Origin of the sequence: Tistlia consotensis USBA 355, from assembly GCF_900177295.1 — a bacterium.
GTDB lineage: Bacteria > Pseudomonadota > Alphaproteobacteria > Kiloniellales > DSM-21159 > Tistlia > Tistlia consotensis.
Map to the genome: position 1 here is coordinate 12,578 of NZ_FWZX01000038.1, position 17,434 is coordinate 30,011.

Annotated in this window: 17 protein-coding genes and 1 pseudogene; 13 read left to right on the forward strand and 5 right to left on the reverse strand. The window is 71.7% G+C overall.

The window, feature by feature from the left end:
• The first annotated feature begins 43 nt into the window (after positions 1-43).
• A complete protein-coding gene (gene thpR, locus B9O00_RS28355) occupies positions 44-598 on the forward strand; it encodes an RNA 2',3'-cyclic phosphodiesterase (protein ID WP_085126126.1) in 555 nt (184 codons plus the stop codon).
• Here thpR and B9O00_RS28360 read toward each other — a convergent pair.
• Entirely contained in the window at positions 589-1,098 is a 510-nt protein-coding gene (locus B9O00_RS28360; protein WP_200808691.1) for a low molecular weight protein-tyrosine-phosphatase, read from the reverse strand. The genes thpR and B9O00_RS28360 overlap by 10 nt on opposite strands.
• Positions 1,099-1,146: 48 nt before the next feature.
• On the opposite strand from B9O00_RS28360, the pseudogene cobB reads away from it, so the two are divergent.
• Together cobB and B9O00_RS28370 are read left to right on the forward strand one after the other, a co-directional pair.
• Positions 1,147-1,905 (forward strand): annotated as a pseudogene (cobB, locus tag B9O00_RS28365) (Sir2 family NAD+-dependent deacetylase); the annotation flags it as partial.
• Positions 1,902-2,486 (forward strand): uracil-DNA glycosylase family protein, encoded by a 585-nt coding sequence (locus B9O00_RS28370; protein ID WP_085126132.1) that lies wholly within the window; start codon positions 1,902-1,904, stop codon positions 2,484-2,486. The pseudogene cobB and the gene B9O00_RS28370, both read left to right, overlap by 4 nt.
• A gap of 14 nt (positions 2,487-2,500) precedes the next feature.
• On the opposite strand, the gene B9O00_RS28375 is transcribed toward B9O00_RS28370, so the two are convergent.
• Both B9O00_RS28375 and B9O00_RS28380 read right to left on the reverse strand, forming a co-directional pair.
• Positions 2,501-3,598, reverse strand: coding sequence for an AbrB family transcriptional regulator (locus B9O00_RS28375; protein WP_235017221.1), 1,098 nt, complete (start codon positions 3,596-3,598; stop codon positions 2,501-2,503).
• A 9-nt stretch (positions 3,599-3,607) separates the two neighbouring features.
• Positions 3,608-4,351, reverse strand: coding sequence for a creatininase family protein (locus B9O00_RS28380; RefSeq protein WP_085126134.1), 744 nt, complete (start codon positions 4,349-4,351; stop codon positions 3,608-3,610).
• A 93-nt stretch (positions 4,352-4,444) separates the two neighbouring features.
• On the opposite strand from B9O00_RS28380, the gene B9O00_RS28385 reads away from it, so the two are divergent.
• From B9O00_RS28385 to B9O00_RS28405, 5 genes are all read left to right on the forward strand, one after another.
• Positions 4,445-4,855, forward strand: a complete 411-nt coding sequence (locus B9O00_RS28385) for an EVE domain-containing protein (protein WP_085126136.1) — start codon at positions 4,445-4,447, stop codon at positions 4,853-4,855.
• Positions 4,848-5,207: a Rieske (2Fe-2S) protein gene (locus B9O00_RS28390; RefSeq protein ID WP_085126138.1), complete on the forward strand. Its 360-nt coding sequence runs from the start codon at positions 4,848-4,850 to the stop codon at positions 5,205-5,207. Before B9O00_RS28385 ends, B9O00_RS28390 begins: the two co-directional genes overlap by 8 nt.
• A gap of 147 nt (positions 5,208-5,354) precedes the next feature.
• On the forward strand, positions 5,355-7,298 hold the full coding sequence (gene acs / locus B9O00_RS28395; protein ID WP_085126140.1) for an acetate--CoA ligase: 1,944 nt from the start codon (positions 5,355-5,357) through the stop codon (positions 7,296-7,298).
• A gap of 56 nt (positions 7,299-7,354) precedes the next feature.
• Positions 7,355-7,915, forward strand: coding sequence for an RNA polymerase sigma factor (locus B9O00_RS28400; protein ID WP_085126142.1), 561 nt, complete (start codon positions 7,355-7,357; stop codon positions 7,913-7,915).
• Positions 7,916-7,925: 10 nt separating this feature from the next.
• Complete coding sequence (locus B9O00_RS28405) at positions 7,926-8,756, forward strand: hypothetical protein (protein ID WP_085126144.1); 831 nt, start codon at positions 7,926-7,928, stop codon at positions 8,754-8,756.
• A gap of 7 nt (positions 8,757-8,763) precedes the next feature.
• On the opposite strand, the gene pdxR is transcribed toward B9O00_RS28405, so the two are convergent.
• Positions 8,764-10,275 carry a MocR-like pyridoxine biosynthesis transcription factor PdxR gene (gene pdxR / locus B9O00_RS28410; protein ID WP_085126146.1) on the reverse strand — a complete coding sequence of 504 codons (1,512 nt, stop codon included), beginning with the start codon at positions 10,273-10,275 and terminating at the stop codon, positions 8,764-8,766.
• 101 nt (positions 10,276-10,376) lie between these two features.
• On the opposite strand from pdxR, the gene B9O00_RS28415 reads away from it, so the two are divergent.
• Complete coding sequence (locus tag B9O00_RS28415; RefSeq protein WP_085126148.1) at positions 10,377-11,036, forward strand: pyridoxamine 5'-phosphate oxidase family protein; 660 nt, start codon at positions 10,377-10,379, stop codon at positions 11,034-11,036.
• A complete protein-coding gene (locus B9O00_RS28420) occupies positions 11,029-11,739 on the forward strand; it encodes a GNAT family N-acetyltransferase (protein ID WP_085126150.1) in 711 nt (236 codons plus the stop codon). The genes B9O00_RS28415 and B9O00_RS28420 overlap by 8 nt, the downstream gene beginning before the upstream one ends.
• Before the next feature lie 27 nt (positions 11,740-11,766).
• Here the strand turns inward: B9O00_RS28420 and B9O00_RS28425 are convergent, their stop codons facing one another.
• Positions 11,767-11,988, reverse strand: coding sequence for a DUF1674 domain-containing protein (locus tag B9O00_RS28425; protein ID WP_085126152.1), 222 nt, complete (start codon positions 11,986-11,988; stop codon positions 11,767-11,769).
• A gap of 309 nt (positions 11,989-12,297) precedes the next feature.
• Between B9O00_RS28425 and B9O00_RS28430 the strand changes: the two genes are divergently transcribed.
• The 3 genes from B9O00_RS28430 to B9O00_RS28440 all read left to right on the forward strand — a co-directional run bounded on the left by B9O00_RS28430 (position 12,298) and on the right by B9O00_RS28440 (position 17,426).
• Positions 12,298-13,455: a DUF2336 domain-containing protein gene (locus B9O00_RS28430; protein ID WP_085126154.1), complete on the forward strand. Its 1,158-nt coding sequence runs from the start codon at positions 12,298-12,300 to the stop codon at positions 13,453-13,455.
• Between the two features lie 36 nt (positions 13,456-13,491).
• On the forward strand, positions 13,492-15,081 hold the full coding sequence (locus B9O00_RS28435) for a PAS domain-containing sensor histidine kinase (RefSeq protein ID WP_085126156.1): 1,590 nt from the start codon (positions 13,492-13,494) through the stop codon (positions 15,079-15,081).
• Between the two features lie 419 nt (positions 15,082-15,500).
• On the forward strand, positions 15,501-17,426 hold the full coding sequence (locus B9O00_RS28440) for an ABC transporter ATP-binding protein/permease (protein WP_143596377.1): 1,926 nt from the start codon (positions 15,501-15,503) through the stop codon (positions 17,424-17,426).
• The last annotated feature ends 8 nt before the right edge of the window (positions 17,427-17,434 follow it).

The following is a 17,434-nucleotide window of genomic DNA, read 5'->3' on the forward strand; positions in this document are numbered from 1 at the left end:
GCATGGCTGTGCTTCGGCCGCCCCGACGACGGGAGGACTGCAGATGCGACTCTTCATCGCCCTGTCCCTGCCGGAGGAGGTGCGCGAACGCCTCTCCCTGCTCGCCCACGGGCTGCCGAGCGCGCGCTGGGTCGCGCCCGAGAGTCTGCACCTGACCCTGCGCTTCATCGGCGAGGTCGACGGTCCCCAGGCCCGCGATCTCGACGACATGCTCTCGACCATCGACCTGCCGGAGTTCGAGCTGACCCTGCGCGGCCTCGGCACCTTCGACGAGGGCCGGCGGCTGCGCTCGCTCTGGGCCGGCGTCGAGGCGAACGAGCCGCTGCAGCGCCTGCAGGCCAAGATCGAGAGCGCCGCGCAGCGCGCCGGCCTGCCCGCCGAGCGGCGCAAGTTCAAGCCGCACGTCACCTTGGCGCGCTTCAAGGACAACCCGCCGGAGCTGAAGCTGCAGCACTACCTGGCCGCCCACGGCCTGTTCCGCTGCGGGCCCTTCCCGGTCGAGGACTTCGTGCTGTTCTCCAGCTTCCTCGCCCACACCGGCGCCCTCTACTCGCCGGAAGCGGTCTATCCCCTGGAGCGGGTCGCCGCCTACGGGTGAGTGTCGCCGGCGCCGGGCGCCGGCTCGCCGTCCAGCTCCGCCCTGACCTCCTCGAGGATCGCCTCGCAGCCGCGCTCGATCATCTCGAAGGCGGTCTCGTAGGCGGCGATGCCGAGGCCGTAGGGGTCGGGCACGTCGAGGCTCTCGCCCTGGCGTGCCGAGGCCTCGCGGAACAGGCGCAGGCGGTTGAAGCGGCCGTCCGGACAGAGCGCCAGCAGGTGGCCGTGATGGCCGCGGTCCATGGCGAAGATGCGGTCGAAGCGCTCGAAGTCGTCGGCCGCGATCTGGCGCGCGCGCTGGTCCGAGAGGTCGTAGCCGCGCACCCCGGCGACCTCGAGCGCCGGTCCGGATGGCGGCTCGCCGACATGCCAGCCGGTGGTGCCGCAGGAATCGACCTCGACCCGCCCGTCGAGGCCGGCCGCCTTCAGCTTGGCGCGCATCACCGCCTCGGCGGTCGGCGACCGGCAGATGTTTCCGGTGCAGACGAACAGCAGGCGCATTGGCATCTCCCCTGTCCGCGCGGTTAGCATAGGCCCCGGTTACCACCCCGAACGCACCGCATCAATAGACGGACGGGATCAAAGATGCACGACCCTCAGCCCGGGAAGATCGTCATCCTGACCGGCGCCGGCATCTCCAGGGAGTCGGGCCTGGCGACCTTCCGCGATCCCGACGGCATCTGGGCGACGGTGCGCCTCGAGGAGGTCGCGACCCCCGAGGCCTTCCGCGCCAACCCGGCCCGGGTGCACGCCTTCTACAACGCCCGACGGAGCGGCCTGCTGGAAGCCGCGGTGCAGCCGAACCCGGCGCACCTGGCCCTGGCCCGCCTGGAGCGCGACTGGCCCGGCGAGGTCCTGCTGGTCACCCAGAACATCGACGACCTGCACGAGCGCGCCGGCTCGAAGAACCTGATCCACATGCACGGCGAGCTGCTGAAGACCCGCTGCCTCGCCTGCGAGGCAGTGATCGCCTGGCAGGGCGACCTGGAGCTCGACAGCCTCTGCCCGGCCTGCGGCGAGCGCGGCCGGCTGCGCGTCAACGTCGTCTGGTTCGGCGAAATGCCCTTCGAGATGGAGCGCATCTACGCGGCCCTCGCCGAGTGCGACCTCTTCGTCTCGATCGGCACCTCCGGCAACGTCTATCCGGCCGCCGGCTTCGTCGCCGAGGCCCGGGCCGGCGGCGCGCACACCCTGGAGCTGAACCTGGAGCCGAGCGAGGGGCGACGCCTGTTCGACGCGGGCCGCTACGGCCCGGCCGGCGAGCTGGTGCCGGCCTGGGTCGAGGAACTGCTGGCCGACGCCGCATGAGCGAAGCCGAGCTCGCCGCCCTGCTCGCCGAGGCGCGCGCCTGCAGGCTCTGCGCCGCGGTGCTGCCGCTCGGGCCGCGGCCGGTGATCCGCGGCAGCACGACCGCGCGCCTGATGATCATCGGCCAGGCCCCGGGCACCCGGGTCCACGAGACGGGCCTGTCGTTCAACGATCCCTCGGGCAACCGCCTGAGGGACTGGCTCGGCCTCGACCGGGAGACCTTCTACGACGAGAGCCGGATCGCGATCATGCCGATGGGCTTCTGCTATCCCGGCCGCGACCCCAAGGGCGGCGACCTGCCGCCGCGCCCGGAGTGCGCGCCGCTCTGGCACCCGCCGCTGCGGCCGGCCTTCACCGGCGTCGAGCTGACCCTGCTGGTCGGCAGCTACGCCCAGCGCTTCTACCTGAAGGGACGAAAGGGCTCGATGACCGAGACGGTCGCGGCCTGGCGCGACCTGCTGCCCGAGTTCCTGCCGCTGCCGCACCCGAGCTGGCGCAACACCGCCTGGCTGAAGCGCAATCCCTGGTTCGAGGCCGAGCTGCTGCCGGAGCTGCGCCGGCGGGTCGCGGCGCTGCTGTAGCGCCGGCTGCCCCGCTATTCCGCCGGCTCGTCGCCGCCGACGCGGCGGGCGATCATCCGCGCCAGGAACGGGCCGAGCAGCAGGACCATCAGGAAGCGCGCGGTCTGCAGGCCCAGCACGAAGGACACGTCGACCTTGGCCGAGGCGGCGATGATCGCGATCGTGTCGAGGCCGCCGGGGCTGGTCGCCAGGTAGGCGGTCAGGGGATCGACGCCGAGCAGCCGGTTCACGGCGAAGCCGAGGCAGGCGCCGAAGGCGATCAGCGCCGCGATCGAGAGCGCGATCTTCGGCAGCGCGCGGGTCGCGTGCAGCAGGATGCGGCGGGTGAAGGCGAGGCCGATGTTCCAGCCGATCAGGGCGTAGCTGATCGCGAGCAGCCATTCCGGCAGGGCGATCCGGAGGACGCCGGAGATGCTGAGCGCGCCGCCCAGGATCATCGGCACCAGCAGCGAGCCGGCCGGTATCGGCAGGAACCGCCCGACCAGGGCGCCGCCCACGACCAGGGCCAGGGTCGGGCCGAAGGACGGCCAGTCGAGGGCCGGGAACCAGTCGACGGCAGCGCCCGCCGCCATGGGACCGGCCAGGAAGACCTGCGCGACCAGCGAGGCCGTGACCGCGACGAAGAGCACCCGCAGGTACTGCATGAAGGCGACCAGCCGCGCGTCGGCGCCGAAGGCGTCGGCCATCAGCATCATCGCCGAGGCGGCGCCCGGCGAGAAGCCCCACACCGCGGTCGTGCCCGGCAGCACCTGCCAGCGGGCCATCAGCCAGCCGAGCAGGCTCGAGGCCGAGATCACCGCCAGGATCACGGCGACGAACAGCGGCCAGCTCTCGGCGAAGGTCGCCAGGATGCCGGCGTCGACCGAGCCGGCGACCAGCAGGCCGATCACCGCCTGCGCGAACCAGAACAGCGGCGCCGGCACCTTCAGCCGGCCGCTGTTGGTGCCGACGACGATGCCGGCGATCATCGGCCCGAGCAGCAGCGCCGCCGGGATGCCGGGCAGCTCGAGCAGGCCGGCGAACAGCAGCGAGAGGGCCAGCAGCAGGGCCCAGCGGAGGCCGGCGGGCCAGCGGGCCAGCGGGCCGGCGGGGACCTGCTCCTCCTTGGGCAAGCCCCGGGCCTAGGCCGCGAAGGCGCGCCACTCGGCCGAAAGGTCCCGGACCGCCGCCTTGTAGAGCCGCTCGCCGGCCTCGACGCTGGCCAGCTTGGGATTCGAGCCGATGCGCCCGTCCGGAAAGCGCTTGCGGTAGTCGTCGGCGTCGTAGATCGGCCCGGTCGGCGCGATCTCCGGATGCATCTCCGCGGTCTTCACATGGTCGGGATAGGCGAAGTAGGTCAGCGAGACCTCGGAGCAGGTCGCGTGGCTGCCCTCGGCCTTGCCGAACAGCTCCTTCGAGATCGCCTGCACGCCCTCGCCGTCCCACCAGTTCTTCAGCTTGCACTGCAGCGGCGGCCGGTTGCTGCCGGCGGTGCGCAGGCTGGTCTCGGCGTAGATCTCGCTGAAGGCGGCGGTCACGGTCGCGATGTTGCCGCCGTGGCCGTTGAGGAAGAAGAAGCGGTCGAAGCCGTGCCGCGCCAGCGAGTTGACGACGTCCTGGACCACCGCGATCAGGGTCGTCGGCCTGAGCGTGATCGAGCCGGAGAAGCCGAGGTGGTGCTGGGCCATGCCGATCGACAGGGTCGGCGCGACCAGCGCCCCGGTCTCCTCGCCGATGCCGAAGGCCAGCGTCTCGGGGCAGAGCGCGTCGGTGCCGATGAAGCCGTTCGGGCCGTGCTGCTCGGTCGAGCCGATCGGGATGATGATCGCGGTCGTGCGCTTCAGGTAGTCGTCGACCTCCTGCCAGGTGCTGAGCTGCAGGCGCATCGGTCTCTCTCCATGTCAGGTTCGGGCCAAGGCTAGTCGCGCCCGCGGCCTTTTGCTATCCGCTAGGGAGCATGCCTAGGGAGAGCGCTCGTCATGGCCTACTGGCTCGTCAAATCCGAACCCTTCAAATACTCCTGGGACCAGCTGAACGTCGACGGCCGGACCCACTGGGACGGCGTGCGCAACCACCAGGCGGCCAACAACCTCAAGGCCATGAAGGTCGGCGACAAGGCCTTCTTCTACCACTCGAACGAGGGCAAGGAGATCGTCGGCATCGCGACCGTGGTCAGGGAGGCCTATCCCGACCCGGGCGACCCCTCCGGCCGCTTCGTCATGGTCGACGTGGCGCCCGACAAGCCGCTGAAGCGGCCGGTGACGCTGCAGGAGATCAAGGCCGACCCGGCGCTCGCCGAGATCGCCCTGGTCCGCCAGTCGCGGCTCTCGGTCATGCCGATCGAGCCGGCGCACTGGCAGCACGTGCTGACGCTGAGCGAGCGTGCCTGAGGCGGAGCCGGCCGCGAGCACCGTCGCGCTCTGCCGCCTGGAGGAGATCGAGGACGGCGAGGGCAAGGGCTTCGTGCTCGGCGCCGGCAGCGAGCGGCGCGAAATCGTCGTGGTCCGCGAGGGCGAGCGGGTCTACGGCTATCTCAACGCCTGCCCGCACGTCGGCACGCCGCTCGACTTCCAGCCCGACCGCTTCATGAACGCCGACGGCAGCTACCTGCTCTGCCATACCCACGGCGCGCTGTTCGAGATCGAGACCGGCTACTGCATCGCCGGGCCCTGCGCCGGGCGGAGCCTGACCCCGGTCGCCCTCGAGCTCGGCTCCGATCGGATCGTGCGCCTGCCGGCTTGACCTGCGTCACATCCCGCACCGGGCCGGCGGTTGTATCGTCGGCGCCGCTCGGGAATAATCCGCCGCAACAACATCGAGCGGAGCGGGACCGGGCGCGCTGGCGGCCGACCGCCACCGTCAGTCAAGCCCTGGGGAGCGTCGCCGATCATGACCGAAACGTCCGTCTTTGCCGTCAACCCGGAGGTCGCCGAGAATGCCTGGGTCGACGAGGCCGGCTATTTCCGGCTCTACGAGCAGTCGATCGCCGATCCCGAGGCCTTCTGGGGCGAGCACGGCAAGCGCATCCACTGGATGAAGCCCTTCACCAAGGTGAAGGACGTCTCCTACGCGCCCGACGACCTGCACATCCGCTGGTTCCAGGACGGCACGACCAACGTCGCTTACAACTGCCTGGACCGCCACCTCGCGACCAAGCGCGACGACACCGCGATCATCTTCGAGGGCGACGACCCGAAGGATTCCAAGCACATCTCCTACGGCGAGGCCTACGAGGAGGTCTGCCGCCTGGCCAATGTGCTGAAGGCCCAGGGCGTGCGCAAGGGCGACCGGGTGACGATCTACATGCCGATGGTGCCCGAGGCGGCCTTTGCCATGCTGGCCTGCGCGCGCATCGGCGCGATCCACTCGGTGGTGTTCGGCGGCTTCTCGCCGGACAGCCTGGCCAATCGCATCGTCGACTGCGATTCGAATTTCGTGATCACCGCCGACGAGGGCGTGCGCGGCGGTCGCAAGATCCCGCTCAAGGCCAACACCGACAAGGCGCTGGAGAAGTGCCCGGGGGTCGATAAGGTCCTGGTGCTGCGCCGCACCGGCGGCCAGATCGGCTGGGTCGAGGGCCGCGACCTCTGGTACCATGAAGAGCTGGCCAAGGTCTCCGACGACTGCCCGCCCGAGGAGATGAACGCCGAGGATCCGCTGTTCATCCTCTATACCTCGGGCTCGACCGGCAAGCCGAAGGGCGTGCTGCACACGACCGGCGGCTACCTCGTCTACGCCTCGATGACCCACCAGTACGTCTTCGACTACCACGACGGTGACGTCTACTGGTGCACCGCCGACGTCGGCTGGGTGACCGGCCACAGCTACATCGTCTACGGCCCGCTGGCCAACGGCGCGACGACGCTGGTCTTCGAGGGCGTGCCGAACTATCCCGACGCCTCGCGCTTCTGGCAGGTCGTCGACAAGCACAAGGTCAGCATCTTCTACACGGCGCCGACGGCGATCCGCGCCCTGATGCGCGAGGGCGAGGGCCCGGTGCGCCGGACCAGCCGCAAGTCGCTGCGCCTGCTCGGCTCGGTCGGCGAGCCGATCAACCCGGAAGCCTGGCTCTGGTACCACAAGGTGGTCGGCGACGAGCGCTGCCCGATCGTCGACACCTGGTGGCAGACCGAGACCGGCGGCATCCTGATCACCCCGCTGCCCGGCGCGACGCCGCTCAAGCCCGGCTCGGCGACCCGCCCCTTCTTCGGCATCAAGCCGGTCATGGTCGACGCCGACGGCAAGCACCTGGAAGGCGCCTGCGAGGGCAACCTCTGCATCGGCGATTCCTGGCCCGGCCAGATGCGCACGGTCTACGGCGACCACGAGCGCTTCGTGCAGACCTACTTCTCGACCTATCCGAACAAGTACTTCACCGGCGACGGCGCGCGCCGCGACGCCGACGGCTACTACTGGATCACCGGCCGGGTCGACGACGTGATCAACGTCTCGGGCCACCGCATGGGCACCGCCGAGGTCGAGTCCGCCCTGGTCGCCCACGCCAAGGTCGCCGAGGCCGCGGTCGTCGGCTATCCGCACGACATCAAGGGCCAGGGCATCTACGCCTACGTGACGCTGGTCGCCGGCGAGGAGCCGTCGGACGCGCTGCGCAAGGAGCTGGTGCAGTGGGTGCGCAGCGAGATCGGGCCGATCGCCTCGCCCGACCTGATCCAGTGGGCGCCCGGCCTGCCGAAGACCCGCTCCGGCAAGATCATGCGCCGGATCCTGCGCAAGATCGCCGAGAACGACTATTCGAACCTGGGTGATACCTCGACCCTGGCCGATCCGGCCGTGGTCGACGATCTGATCCAGCACCGTCAGAACAAGCGCTAGGACGGCGCGATGCGGGGCCCGCCGGCCACGGTCGGCGGCTTCGCGGAGCGGAAGCGATGGCCCAGGCACGCCGCCGACGCATCGAGGACGAGCTGAAGGGCCTCTTCGGCTTCGCCCTCGCCTTGTCCGGCGACCGCGGCCAGGCCGAGGAGCTGGTCCAGGAGACCGTCCTGCAGGCGCTCTCGGCCCGGCAGGTGCCCGACAGCGCCGGCGCCTTTCGGGCCTGGCTGTTCCGGCAGCTGCGCAGCGCCGCCGGCGAGGCCCGGCGGGCCAGCCGGCACATGACTCCGACCGAGCCGGAGAAGCTCGCCGAGCGGATCGACGGCACCCAGTCGCTGGCCGCGGCCGGCGACGCCCTGGCCGACGTCCTGACGCTGCGGGCCGCGCTCGCCCGCCTGAAGCCGGCGCAGCGCGAGATCGTCGCTCTGGTCGACATCGCCGGCTTCCGCTATGCCGAAGTGGCGGAGTTGCTCGGCGTTCCGGTCGGCACGGTGATGAGCCGGGTCTGCCGGGCCCGGGCTGCGCTGGCCCAGGAAGTTGCGGGCTCGGTCGCCGAGCGGGTCGCTGGCACGAACGTGCTGCCGCTGGCCGCGGCGCGCGCCGGCCGCGGCGGGTGACGGAAGGACCATGACGGGCGACGACGATACCCTCTGGCAGGAGCTGAACGCCTACGTCGACGGCGAGCTGCCGCCCGGCCGCGCCGCGCGGCTCGCCCAGGCGATCGCCGCCGACCGCGGCACGGCCCGCCAGGCCGCCCTGCTGAGCCGCATGAAGGCCGGCCTCGCCGACTCGGTCGAGCTGCCCCCGAGCCTGCTGTCGCTGCCCGAGCCGCAGCCTGCCCGGATGCCGGCGCGCCGGCCGCTGACGGCCACCCTCGCCGCGGCGGTCGCCGGGCTGCTGGTCCTCGGCGGCGCATCGCTCTGGCTGCTGCGCGTGGCACCGGAGGCCGGGGCGCCGGCTGGCCTCGGCGCGGAAGCGCCGCTGCGCGGCTGGCTTGCGGAGGCGGTCGCGCTGCACCACGCCCTCGCGGTCGGCAGGAGCCCCGCGCCCGACGCGAGCCGGGTCTCGGCGACCTTTCCCGGCCTGCTGCCGGATCTCTCCGCGGCCCGCCTGACGCCCGGGCCGGTGCGGCCGGCCGACCTCCCGGAGCTCGGGCGAGGCGCCGCCGTCCAGTATCTCGGCCGGCACGGCTGCCGGGTCAGCCTGGTCGCCCTGGAGCAGATCGACGGGACCCTGCCGGAAGCCCTGCAGGACATCCGCCAGGACGAGGTCGAGGCCTATCGCTGGCGGGTCGGCGCGATCGGCTACCTGCTGGTCGCCGAGGGCATGGATCCCGGCCGGCTGCGGGCGATCGCCGAGACCGCCTACGAGGCGACCCGGCGGTTCCGACCGCCCGACGCCGCGGGCCGCGCCCGCCTCGCCGACGCCCGCCGCCGCGCCGCGCCCTGCCGGGCCTGAGCGCGCCTCAGGCCAGCGCCCGGGCGAGCCGCGCCACGGCCTCGCCCATCCGTTCCTCCGGCACGGCCGCATAGCCGAGCAGCAGGCCCTGGCGCAGCGGCCCTGCCTCGCCGAAGCGGTAGGCCGAGAGCGGCGGCGCGATGAGGCCGGCGGCACAGGCCCGTTCGCTCGCCTCCCGGTCGGTGATCCGCGCCGCGAGGTCCGGCGCCAGCTCGGCGACCAGGTGCATGCCGGCCTCGTCGGGGCGCAGCAGCAGCAGGCCGTCGAGGTGCCGCTCTGCCGCCGCCAGCAGAGCCTGCTGGCGCGCTTGGTAGAGCGCGCGCATGCGGCGGACGTGGGCGGCGAAGTGGCCCTCGGCGATGAAGGCGGCGAGCGCCGGCTGGACGGTCAGCGCCGGATGGTCGTCGAGCGCCGCGCGCGCCGTGCGGAAGGGCTCGACCAGGGCCGGCGGCACGACCAGGTAGCCGAGCCGGAGCGAGGGGAACAGCACCTTGGAGAAGCTGCCGAGGTAGACGACCCGGCCGCCGCCGGCGTCGAGGCCCTGCAGCGCCGCCAGCGGCCGGCCGCCGTAGCGGAACTCGCTGTCGTAGTCGTCCTCGATGATCCAGGCGCCGGCCTCGCGCGCCCAGGCCAGCAGCTCCAGCCGCCGGGCCAGGGACATCACCACGCCGAGCGGATACTGGTGCGAGGGCGAGACGATCGCCAGGCGGCCGGAGCAGCCCGCCGCGCCGTCGGCCGCGCGGCCGGCGGCGACCGAGAGTCCCTCCCCGTCGACCGGCAGCGGCACCGGCTCGGCACCGGCGGCGACCAGGGGGCCGCGCAGGCCGACGTAGCCGGGATCCTCCAGCCAGACCCGGTCGCCGGGATCGAGCAGCAGGCGCGCCGCCAGGTCGACGGCGTGCTGCGCCCCCGAGGTCACGAAGACCTGCTCCGGCTCGACCCGGAGCGCGCGCACGGCGCCCAGGTAGTCGGCGACGGCCCGGCGCAGCGGCAGGTAGCCGGCGGTGTCGCCGTGGCGCGCCAGGCGCTCCGGCGGATGGCGCCAGAAGCGCCCGAGCAGCCGGCCCCAGACGTCGAAGGGGAAGGCCGCGAGATCCGGCAGGCCGGGCACGAAGGCCGTGCCGCCGCCGCGCGTGCGCTCGCCCGGCCGGGTCAGCGCGGCGAGCCGCCGGCCGCGACGGCCGAGCTGCGGCGCCGGCGCGGTCTCGGGCACAGGCGCCGGCAGGCCGCGCGCGGTCAGCAGCTCGTCGGGCAGCACCGAGGAGACGTAGGTGCCCGAGCCGCGCCGGCCCTCCAGGTAGCCTTCGGCCAGCAGCTGCTCGAAGGCGCCGACCACGGTGTTGCGCGAGCAGGCCAGCTCGCCGGCGAGCAGCCGGCTCGAGGGCAGGCGCTGGCCGCCGGGCAGGCGGCCCGAGAGGATCGCCTCGCGCAGCTGGCCGTAGAGCTGGCGGAACAGCGGCTCGGCAGCGCTCTCGTCGAGGCTGAGCGACAGCAGGGGCACGAAGGCACGGCGGGTCACGGCAGAGGCCTGTCAAGTGGCTCTATCGTTTTGACCGAAGCGGCTCTTTGCGGCAATCCACTTCGGCCTTAGGTCGGAGGCGCATCACGAGGAGAGAGCCGATGAGCGCCGTTGCCTTCAAGCCGACCGGGAAGACGAAGATCCGCCGCCTCGCCAAGCGGGCGGTCTGGGACCGCGAGACCGTGTTCGGCGTGCTCGACGCCGGCCTCGCCTGCCACGTCGGCTACGTCGTCGACGGCCAGCCCTACGTCACGCCGACCGCCTATGCCCGGATCGGTGAGCGCGTCGTCTGGCACGGCTCCTCGGCCAGCCGCATGCTGCGGCGCCTCGCCGAGGGCGTGCCGGTCTGCTTCACCGTCTCGCTGCTCGACGGCATCGTCCACGCCCGCTCCGGCTTCCACTCCTCCTTCAACTACCGATCGGTCATGGCCTTCGGCACCGCGGAGGAGATCCTGGACAAGGACGAGAAGGCGGCAGCGCTGGAGGCCATCGTCGAGCGCATCACGCCCGGCCGCTGGGCCGACCTCAGGCCGATGACCGGCCAGGAGCTGAAGGCGACCAAGGTGCTGTCGTTGCGGCTCGAGGAGGTCGCCTGCAAGATCCGCGACGGCGGCCCGAGCGACGACGAGGCGGACTACGACCTGCCGATCTGGGCCGGCGAGGTGCCGATCCGCCTGGTCGCCGGCGAGCCGCTCGACGACGCCCGTCTCAAGCCCGGCATCCCGCGGCCGGCCTACCTGAAGGACACCCGCCTTGGCTGAAGCCCTCTACGACCGCCCGCTGTCGAACGATCCCGTCGAGCGGGCCGCCTGGCCGACGCCCGGGCGCAAGGCCCTGGAAGGCCGGCTGATCCGGCTCGAGCCGATCGACCCGGCGCGCCACGCCGCCGCGCTGTTCGCACGCGCCCACGACGGCAGCGCCGCCGCCGGGCGGCTCTGGGACTACCTCGGCTACGGCCCCTTCGAGAGCGAAGCCGCGATGCGCAGCTGGCTGGAGGGCTGCGCGACGCAGAGCGACCCGCTGTTCTTCGCCCTGGTCGAGCGGGCGAGCGGCGAGCCGCTCGGCATGGCCAGCTACCTGCGCATCACGCCGGGCCAGGGTGTGATCGAGATCGGCCACATCTGGTTCTCGCCGGTCCTGCAGAAGACCGCCGCCGCGACCGAGGCGATCTTCCTGCTGATCGCCCACGCCTTCGAGACGCTCGGCTATCGCCGGGTCGAGTGGAAGTGCAATGCGCTCAACGCCGGCTCGCGCGCCGCGGCCAGGCGCTTCGGCTTCCGCTACGAGGGCATCTTCTACCGCCACCTGGTGGTCAAGGGCCGCAACCGCGACACCGCCTGGTACGCCCTGATCGAGGACGACTGGCCGGCGGCCGGTGCCGCCTTCCGGGCCTGGCTCGACCCGGCCAACTTCGACGCCGAGGGCCGGCAGCGCCGACGGCTGTCGGAGCTGATGCCCGCCTAGGCCCGGTCGCCGCGCGGTCGCCGCGGCTCAGAAGTCGTAGCAGATCCCCTTGCGCTCCCAGTCGCCGTAGCGCGTCGGCTCCGGGCCCTCGGGCCCGCCGAGCTCCTTCGGCCGGGCAGGTGCTGACGCGCCGGCCTTGCCCGCAGCCGGAGCCTGGGACGCCGCCACGGTGGCGGGGGGCGAGACCGGCTGCGCCGGCTTGCGCACGGGCGGCAGGGTCTTGGGGCGGTGGCTCTTGAACAGGCTCATGCCGGGGATATGGCACGGCGAGGCGCGCCGGCCAAGCCCGGCGCCGGCGCCCCGACGGACAGGCCAGCGACAGATCTGCCGGTTCGCCTGGCACGACGGGTGCCGCCGTTCCGCCCCTGTGGACCCGGGCCGCCGACACCACCCGCGTTGAGAGAACAGGATCCGCATACAACCCTTGCTTTGACACCCGCTTAACCAATCCTTCACCCGGCACGCGCATCCTTGCTATACAGGCGAGTGGCCTGGTGGGGGCAGGGTCGCGGCAGGCATCGTGTCGATGTTCGTCCGCCTCCATGAGATCGGGAGCGGATGAAGAGACCGATGACGGTCGTCGCCGATCAGGACGTTCAGCAGCTGCTCGAACTGGCTCGCAACAAGAGCCAGGAGGGTCGGCGGCTGCTCGTCGCGACGATCAGCGACCTGTTCGAGGCCAGCGGCGAGACGCTGACCGAGCGCGAACGCGCGCTGATGAGCGACATCCTCAACAAGCTGATCCGCGACTTCGAGATGAAGGTGCGGCGCGAGCTGTCCGAGCGCCTGGCCCGGCGCGGCCACGCCCCCCGCGAGGTCGTGCTGATGCTGGCCAACGACGAGATCGAGGTCGCGCGCCCGATCCTGCTGGTCAGCGAAGTGCTGCACGACCAGGACCTGGTCGAGATCATCCGGCATCGCACGATCCAGCACCAGCTGGCCATCGCCATGCGCCAGCACGTCAGCGAGACCGTCTCCGACGCCCTGGTCGAGACCGGCAACAGCGACGTCATCAAGGCACTGCTCGACAACGGCAACGCCCGCGTCTCGACCGCGACCATGGAATACCTGGTCGAGGAGTCGCGCCGGGTCGATACCTACCAGGAGCCGCTGGTCCGGCGCAGCGACCTCAACCCGGCCCTGGCGCGGCGCATGTGCCTCTGGGTCGGCGCCGCCCTGCGCTCCTACATCCTGGGCAACTACGAGATCGATCCGACCGAGCTCGACGACGTCCTCGAGGAGGTCACCGACGAGACCGTCGGCGCCGTCACGGAAGACGAGGAGATCGCCGAGGACAGCTCCGTGCGCCTGGCGCGCGGCCTCGCCGACGAAGGCCGCCTGACCGTCGAGATGCTGGTCCAGGTGCTGCGCCAGGGCGAGATCGCGCTGTTCGAGGCGCTGTTCGCCGAGATGACCAAGCTGCGCCTGCGGCTGGTCCGCCGCATCGTCTACGAGCCCGGCGGCGAGGGCCTGGTCATCGCCTGCCGCGCCCTCGAGATCGAGAAGCCGCAGTTCACCTCGATCTTCCTGATGAGCCGCAAGGGCCGCCCCGGCGACCAGCGGGTCGACCCCGAGGAGCTGTCCCGCGTGCTGGCCCTGTTCGACCGGGTCCAGTCGGCGGCCGCGCAGATCGTCATCCGGCGCTGGCAGCGCGACCCCCAGTACCTCTATGCGATCAAGCGCATCGAGGAGAGCGGCCGGCGCAAGGCCAGCTGAGCCCGGGCGCCGCGGACTCATGAAGCGCGCAGCGTCATGAAAGAGGTGATCAAGGCTCTCGTCCTCGAGGACCGGCTGCCCGAGGAGCCGAGCCCGGTCGGGGTCGGCGGCCTGCTGCAGCCCGGCCCCGAGGCGCCGCATCTGGCCGGCGCGCTCGACTGGCTGCTCGACGACGGCCCGCCGGCCTGCGTCGCCGACGGCGAGGGCCGCCTGCGCTACTCGAATCCCGCCTACCGGCGGCTGCTGCCGATGCTGCAGATCGAATGCTCGCTGTCGTCGAGCGAGCTCGACGTGCCCTCGACACCCTGGATCCGCGAGACTCTGCAGAGTGCCCAGCCGGCCCCCGGCACGCGCTGGAGCGCACCGATCGAACGCGTGCATTTCCTCGATTTCGGCGGCCAGCCCGAGACCTGGATCTCGCGCCACGCGGTCCAGTTCGACGAGCGCGGCAAGCCGCTGGCGATCGTCGGCCGCTACCGCGAGGAGGCCGACCCGGTCGAGCTGAAGCGCCAGCTGGCCGCCATGCGCGAGCGCTTCGACGACATCGCGCGGATGGTCTCCGACTGGATCTGGGAGACCGACCGGCACCTCAACATCACCTTCGTCTCGAGCCGCGTGCAGGAGGCGACCGGCCGGCATCCGCGCAGCCTGCTCGGCCGGCCGCTGACCGATCTCTTCGCCGACCAGGACAGCCCGCTGTCGGCGATCCGGCCGGGCGCGCCGCAGCCCTTTCGCGACATCGAGGCCCGGGTCTGCCACAGCGACGGCAGCGAGCGGATCTTCCGGCTCAGCGCCGTGCCGGTCTACGCGCGCGCCACCGGCACCTTCATCGGCTTCCGCGGCACCGCCCAGGACGTCACCGACCGGATCACCCGCGAGGCGCAGCTGCTGCAGAGCAAGGACGAGGCCGAGGCCGCGAGCCGCGCCAAGAGCGAGTTCCTGGCCACGGTCAGCCACGAGCTGCGCACGCCGCTCAACGCCATCATCGGCTTCTCCGAGCTGATGGCCGCCGAGACCTTCGGGCCGCTCGGCTCGCCGAGCTACAAGGAATACGCCGGCGACATCCACCAGAGCGCCCAGCACCTGCTGGAGCTGATCAACGACATCCTCGACGTCTCGAAGATCGAGGCCGGCCGCACCGAGCTGGAAGAGGACACCATCGACCCGGCGGCGATCGCCAAGACGGCGCTGCGCCTGGTCACCGACCGGGCCCAGCACAACGGCGTCGAGCTCAGGCTCGGCCTGCCGATCGGCCTGCCGCTGCTGCACGGCGACGCCCGGGCGATCAAGCAGATCCTGCTCAACCTGATGAGCAACGCCGTGAAGTTCACGCCCGAGGGCGGCAGCGTCACCCTGTCGGCCGAGATCGACGACGCCGGCGACTACCTGCTGATCGTCGAGGACACCGGCATCGGCATGAGCCCCGAGGAAATCGCCGTCGCCCTGACGCCCTTCGGCCAGGTCGACAGCCGCCTCGCCCGCCGCTTCCCGGGCACCGGCCTCGGCCTGCCGCTGTCCTGCGGCCTGGCCAGGCTGCACGGCGGCTCGCTGAAGGTCGACAGCGTACCCAACGTCGGCACGCGCATCGAGGTGCGCCTGCCGGCCGAACGCGTGCTGCGCGACTAGCCTGGCGTCGCCGGCCGCCCCCGGGCGGCCCCCTTCCGCCCCGACCGCGCCGTCCTCTTGTCATGACAGGACGGGCCACGGAATCCATTTTTTCAAGTCGGCAGGCCATCCCGGCATCCGATTACTCGCGCAGTGCAAGAACCGCGTCGCCAGGTTATGGTTAATCCGATGACCGCCGCCTCGCATGGCGAATTACGCGGCAGATCAGAATCTTAGAAGGACCTTCGCTGCCATCGGTCGCAGGGGTCGGAATGGCAGTTGCTTCGACTCCGCGCCTCCTAGTAATTCAGTGGCAGATGTGGGGCAGCTTAACGGACATTTAAGGGCGAGCGCCGAGAATTGGGTCACTGCGATCTGGCTTGATTCTTGCCCGGAGGCTATTCGATTGCCGACTTCGTCTGGTTCCGGAGACGGTTGACGTGCTGGCGACCCGCCGTCGCCGGGCGTTCGCCCGCAAGCCCGAAGCCTGGCGGCAAGCGAGCGTGCCGCCGGAGCAGGCCGCGGTCGGTCCCGACACGGTAGCGCCGCCCGAGAACGCGTTCCGCCCACCGGCCGCGAACTACGACGAGAGGAGCGCGGCCTCCGAGACCTTCGCCCTGCTGCGCCATCTCTGGCGCTCGGGCCACCGCAGGCGGATCGGCGTGCTGGCGGCGGGCATCGTCGCCGTGCTGGTCGGCAACATGATCGGCCAGATCCGCCTCAACGAGTGGCACGGCACCTTCTTCGACGCGCTCGACCAGCAGCACCTCGACGTCTTCGGCCAGCAGCTGCTGGTCTTCCTGGTCATCGTCGGCGGCCTGCTGACCCTCGTCGTCGGCCAGACCTGGATGCAGGAGATGCTGAAGGTCCGCCTGCGCGAGTGGCTGACCCACCACCTGCTCGACGAGTGGCTGGTCGCCGGCCGCGCCTACCGCCTGGGCCTGGCCGGCCAGATCGGCGTCAATCCCGACCAGCGCATCGAGGAGGACACCCGCAAGCTGACCGAGCTGTCGGCGGTCCTCGGCGTCGGGCTGCTGCAGGCGGTGCTGCTGCTGGTCAGCTTCATCGGCATCCTCTGGGGCCTGTCGAGCAACGTCGTCTTCGTGCTCGACGGCAGCAGCTTCACGATCCCCGGCTACATGGTCTGGTGCGCGATCCTCTACGCCTTCCTGGGCTCGCTGCTGACCTGGCGGGTCGGCGTGCCGCTGATCGGCCTCAACGCCGAGCGCTACGCCCGCGAGGCCGACCTGCGCTTCGCCCTGGTGCGGGTCAGCGAGAGCGCCGAGAGCATCGCGCTCTTCGGCGGCGAGAAGGACGAACGGCGCCAGCTCGAGGGCAATCTCGACCGGGTGATCACCGCGATGCGAGGCCTCTCGGTCGGCCTGTCGCGCCTGACCTGGATCACCTCGGGCTACGGCTGGATCGCCATCGTCGTGCCGATCGTCGTCGCCTCGCCGGGCTACTTTAGCGGCGGCCTGACCCTGGGCGGCATGATGATGGTCGTCGGCGCCTTCAACCAGGTCCAGGCCTCGCTGCGCTGGTTCGTCGACTCCTTCCCGCAGATTGCGGACTGGCGCGCGACGCTGCGCCGGGTCAGCGCCTTCAAGGCGGCGGTCGCCCGGCTCGACGAGATCGACGAGGCGATCGACTCGATCAGCCTGGTGCGCGGGCCCGAGGACCAGCTCGCCTTCGACGGCGTCTCGGTGCTGCTGTCCGACGGCCGCGTCGTGATCGCCGAGGCGACGGTCGAGATCGGCCGCGGCGAGCGGGTGCTGATCGTCGGCGAGTCCGGCGCCGGCAAGAGCACCCTGTTCCGCGCCGTCGCCGGCCTCTGGCCCTGGGGCAGCGGGACCATCACCCTGCCCGACCCGGAGACCATGATGTTCATGCCGCAGCGGCCCTACCTGCCGCTCGGCTCGCTGCGCGCGGCGATCACCTACCCGGACCGCCCCGACGCCTTCCCGACCGCCGAGGTCGAGGCCGTGGTCAAGCGCGTCGGCCTGTCGGAGTTCCTGTCCGCCCTCGACCTCGAGGCCCGCCTGGACAAGAGCCTGTCGCTCGGCCAGCAGCAGCTGGTCGGCTTCGCGCGCCTGCTGCTGCACAAGCCCGCCTGGGTGTTCCTCGACGAGGCGACCTCGGCGCTCGACGAGGTCAGCCAGCGGCGGGTCATGTCGATCTTCGACCAGGAGCTGGCCGGCGCCACGGTGCTGAGCATCGGCCACCGGCCCGGGCTCGAGGCTTTCCACACCCGCACCCTGCACCTGATCCGCACGCCCAGGGGCGCGACCCTGCATCACAAGCAGCCGGCCGCGGCCGCACCGATCTGGCGGGCGCCGCAGGTCGAGGCCGCCGCCAACATTCCCTGACCGGGCGC

Coding starts and splice junctions, on each gene's coding strand:
- B9O00_RS28385 (WP_085126136.1), top strand. CDS start 4,445: ATGGCCTACTGGCTCGTCAAATCCGAACCCTTCAAATACTCCTGGGAC.
- acs (WP_085126140.1), top strand. CDS start 5,355: ATGACCGAAACGTCCGTCTTTGCCGTCAACCCGGAGGTCGCCGAGAAT.
- B9O00_RS28400 (WP_085126142.1), top strand. CDS start 7,355: ATGGCCCAGGCACGCCGCCGACGCATCGAGGACGAGCTGAAGGGCCTC.
- B9O00_RS28430 (WP_085126154.1), top strand. CDS start 12,298: ATGAAGAGACCGATGACGGTCGTCGCCGATCAGGACGTTCAGCAGCTG.
- thpR (WP_085126126.1), top strand. CDS start 44: ATGCGACTCTTCATCGCCCTGTCCCTGCCGGAGGAGGTGCGCGAACGC.
- B9O00_RS28370 (WP_085126132.1), top strand. CDS start 1,902: ATGAGCGAAGCCGAGCTCGCCGCCCTGCTCGCCGAGGCGCGCGCCTGC.
- B9O00_RS28435 (WP_085126156.1), top strand. CDS start 13,492: ATGAAAGAGGTGATCAAGGCTCTCGTCCTCGAGGACCGGCTGCCCGAG.
- B9O00_RS28415 (WP_085126148.1), top strand. CDS start 10,377: ATGAGCGCCGTTGCCTTCAAGCCGACCGGGAAGACGAAGATCCGCCGC.
- B9O00_RS28405 (WP_085126144.1), top strand. CDS start 7,926: ATGACGGGCGACGACGATACCCTCTGGCAGGAGCTGAACGCCTACGTC.
- B9O00_RS28425 (WP_085126152.1), bottom strand. CDS start 11,988: ATGAGCCTGTTCAAGAGCCACCGCCCCAAGACCCTGCCGCCCGTGCGC.
- B9O00_RS28360 (WP_200808691.1), bottom strand. CDS start 1,098: ATGCGCCTGCTGTTCGTCTGCACCGGAAACATCTGCCGGTCGCCGACC.
- B9O00_RS28380 (WP_085126134.1), bottom strand. CDS start 4,351: ATGCGCCTGCAGCTCAGCACCTGGCAGGAGGTCGACGACTACCTGAAG.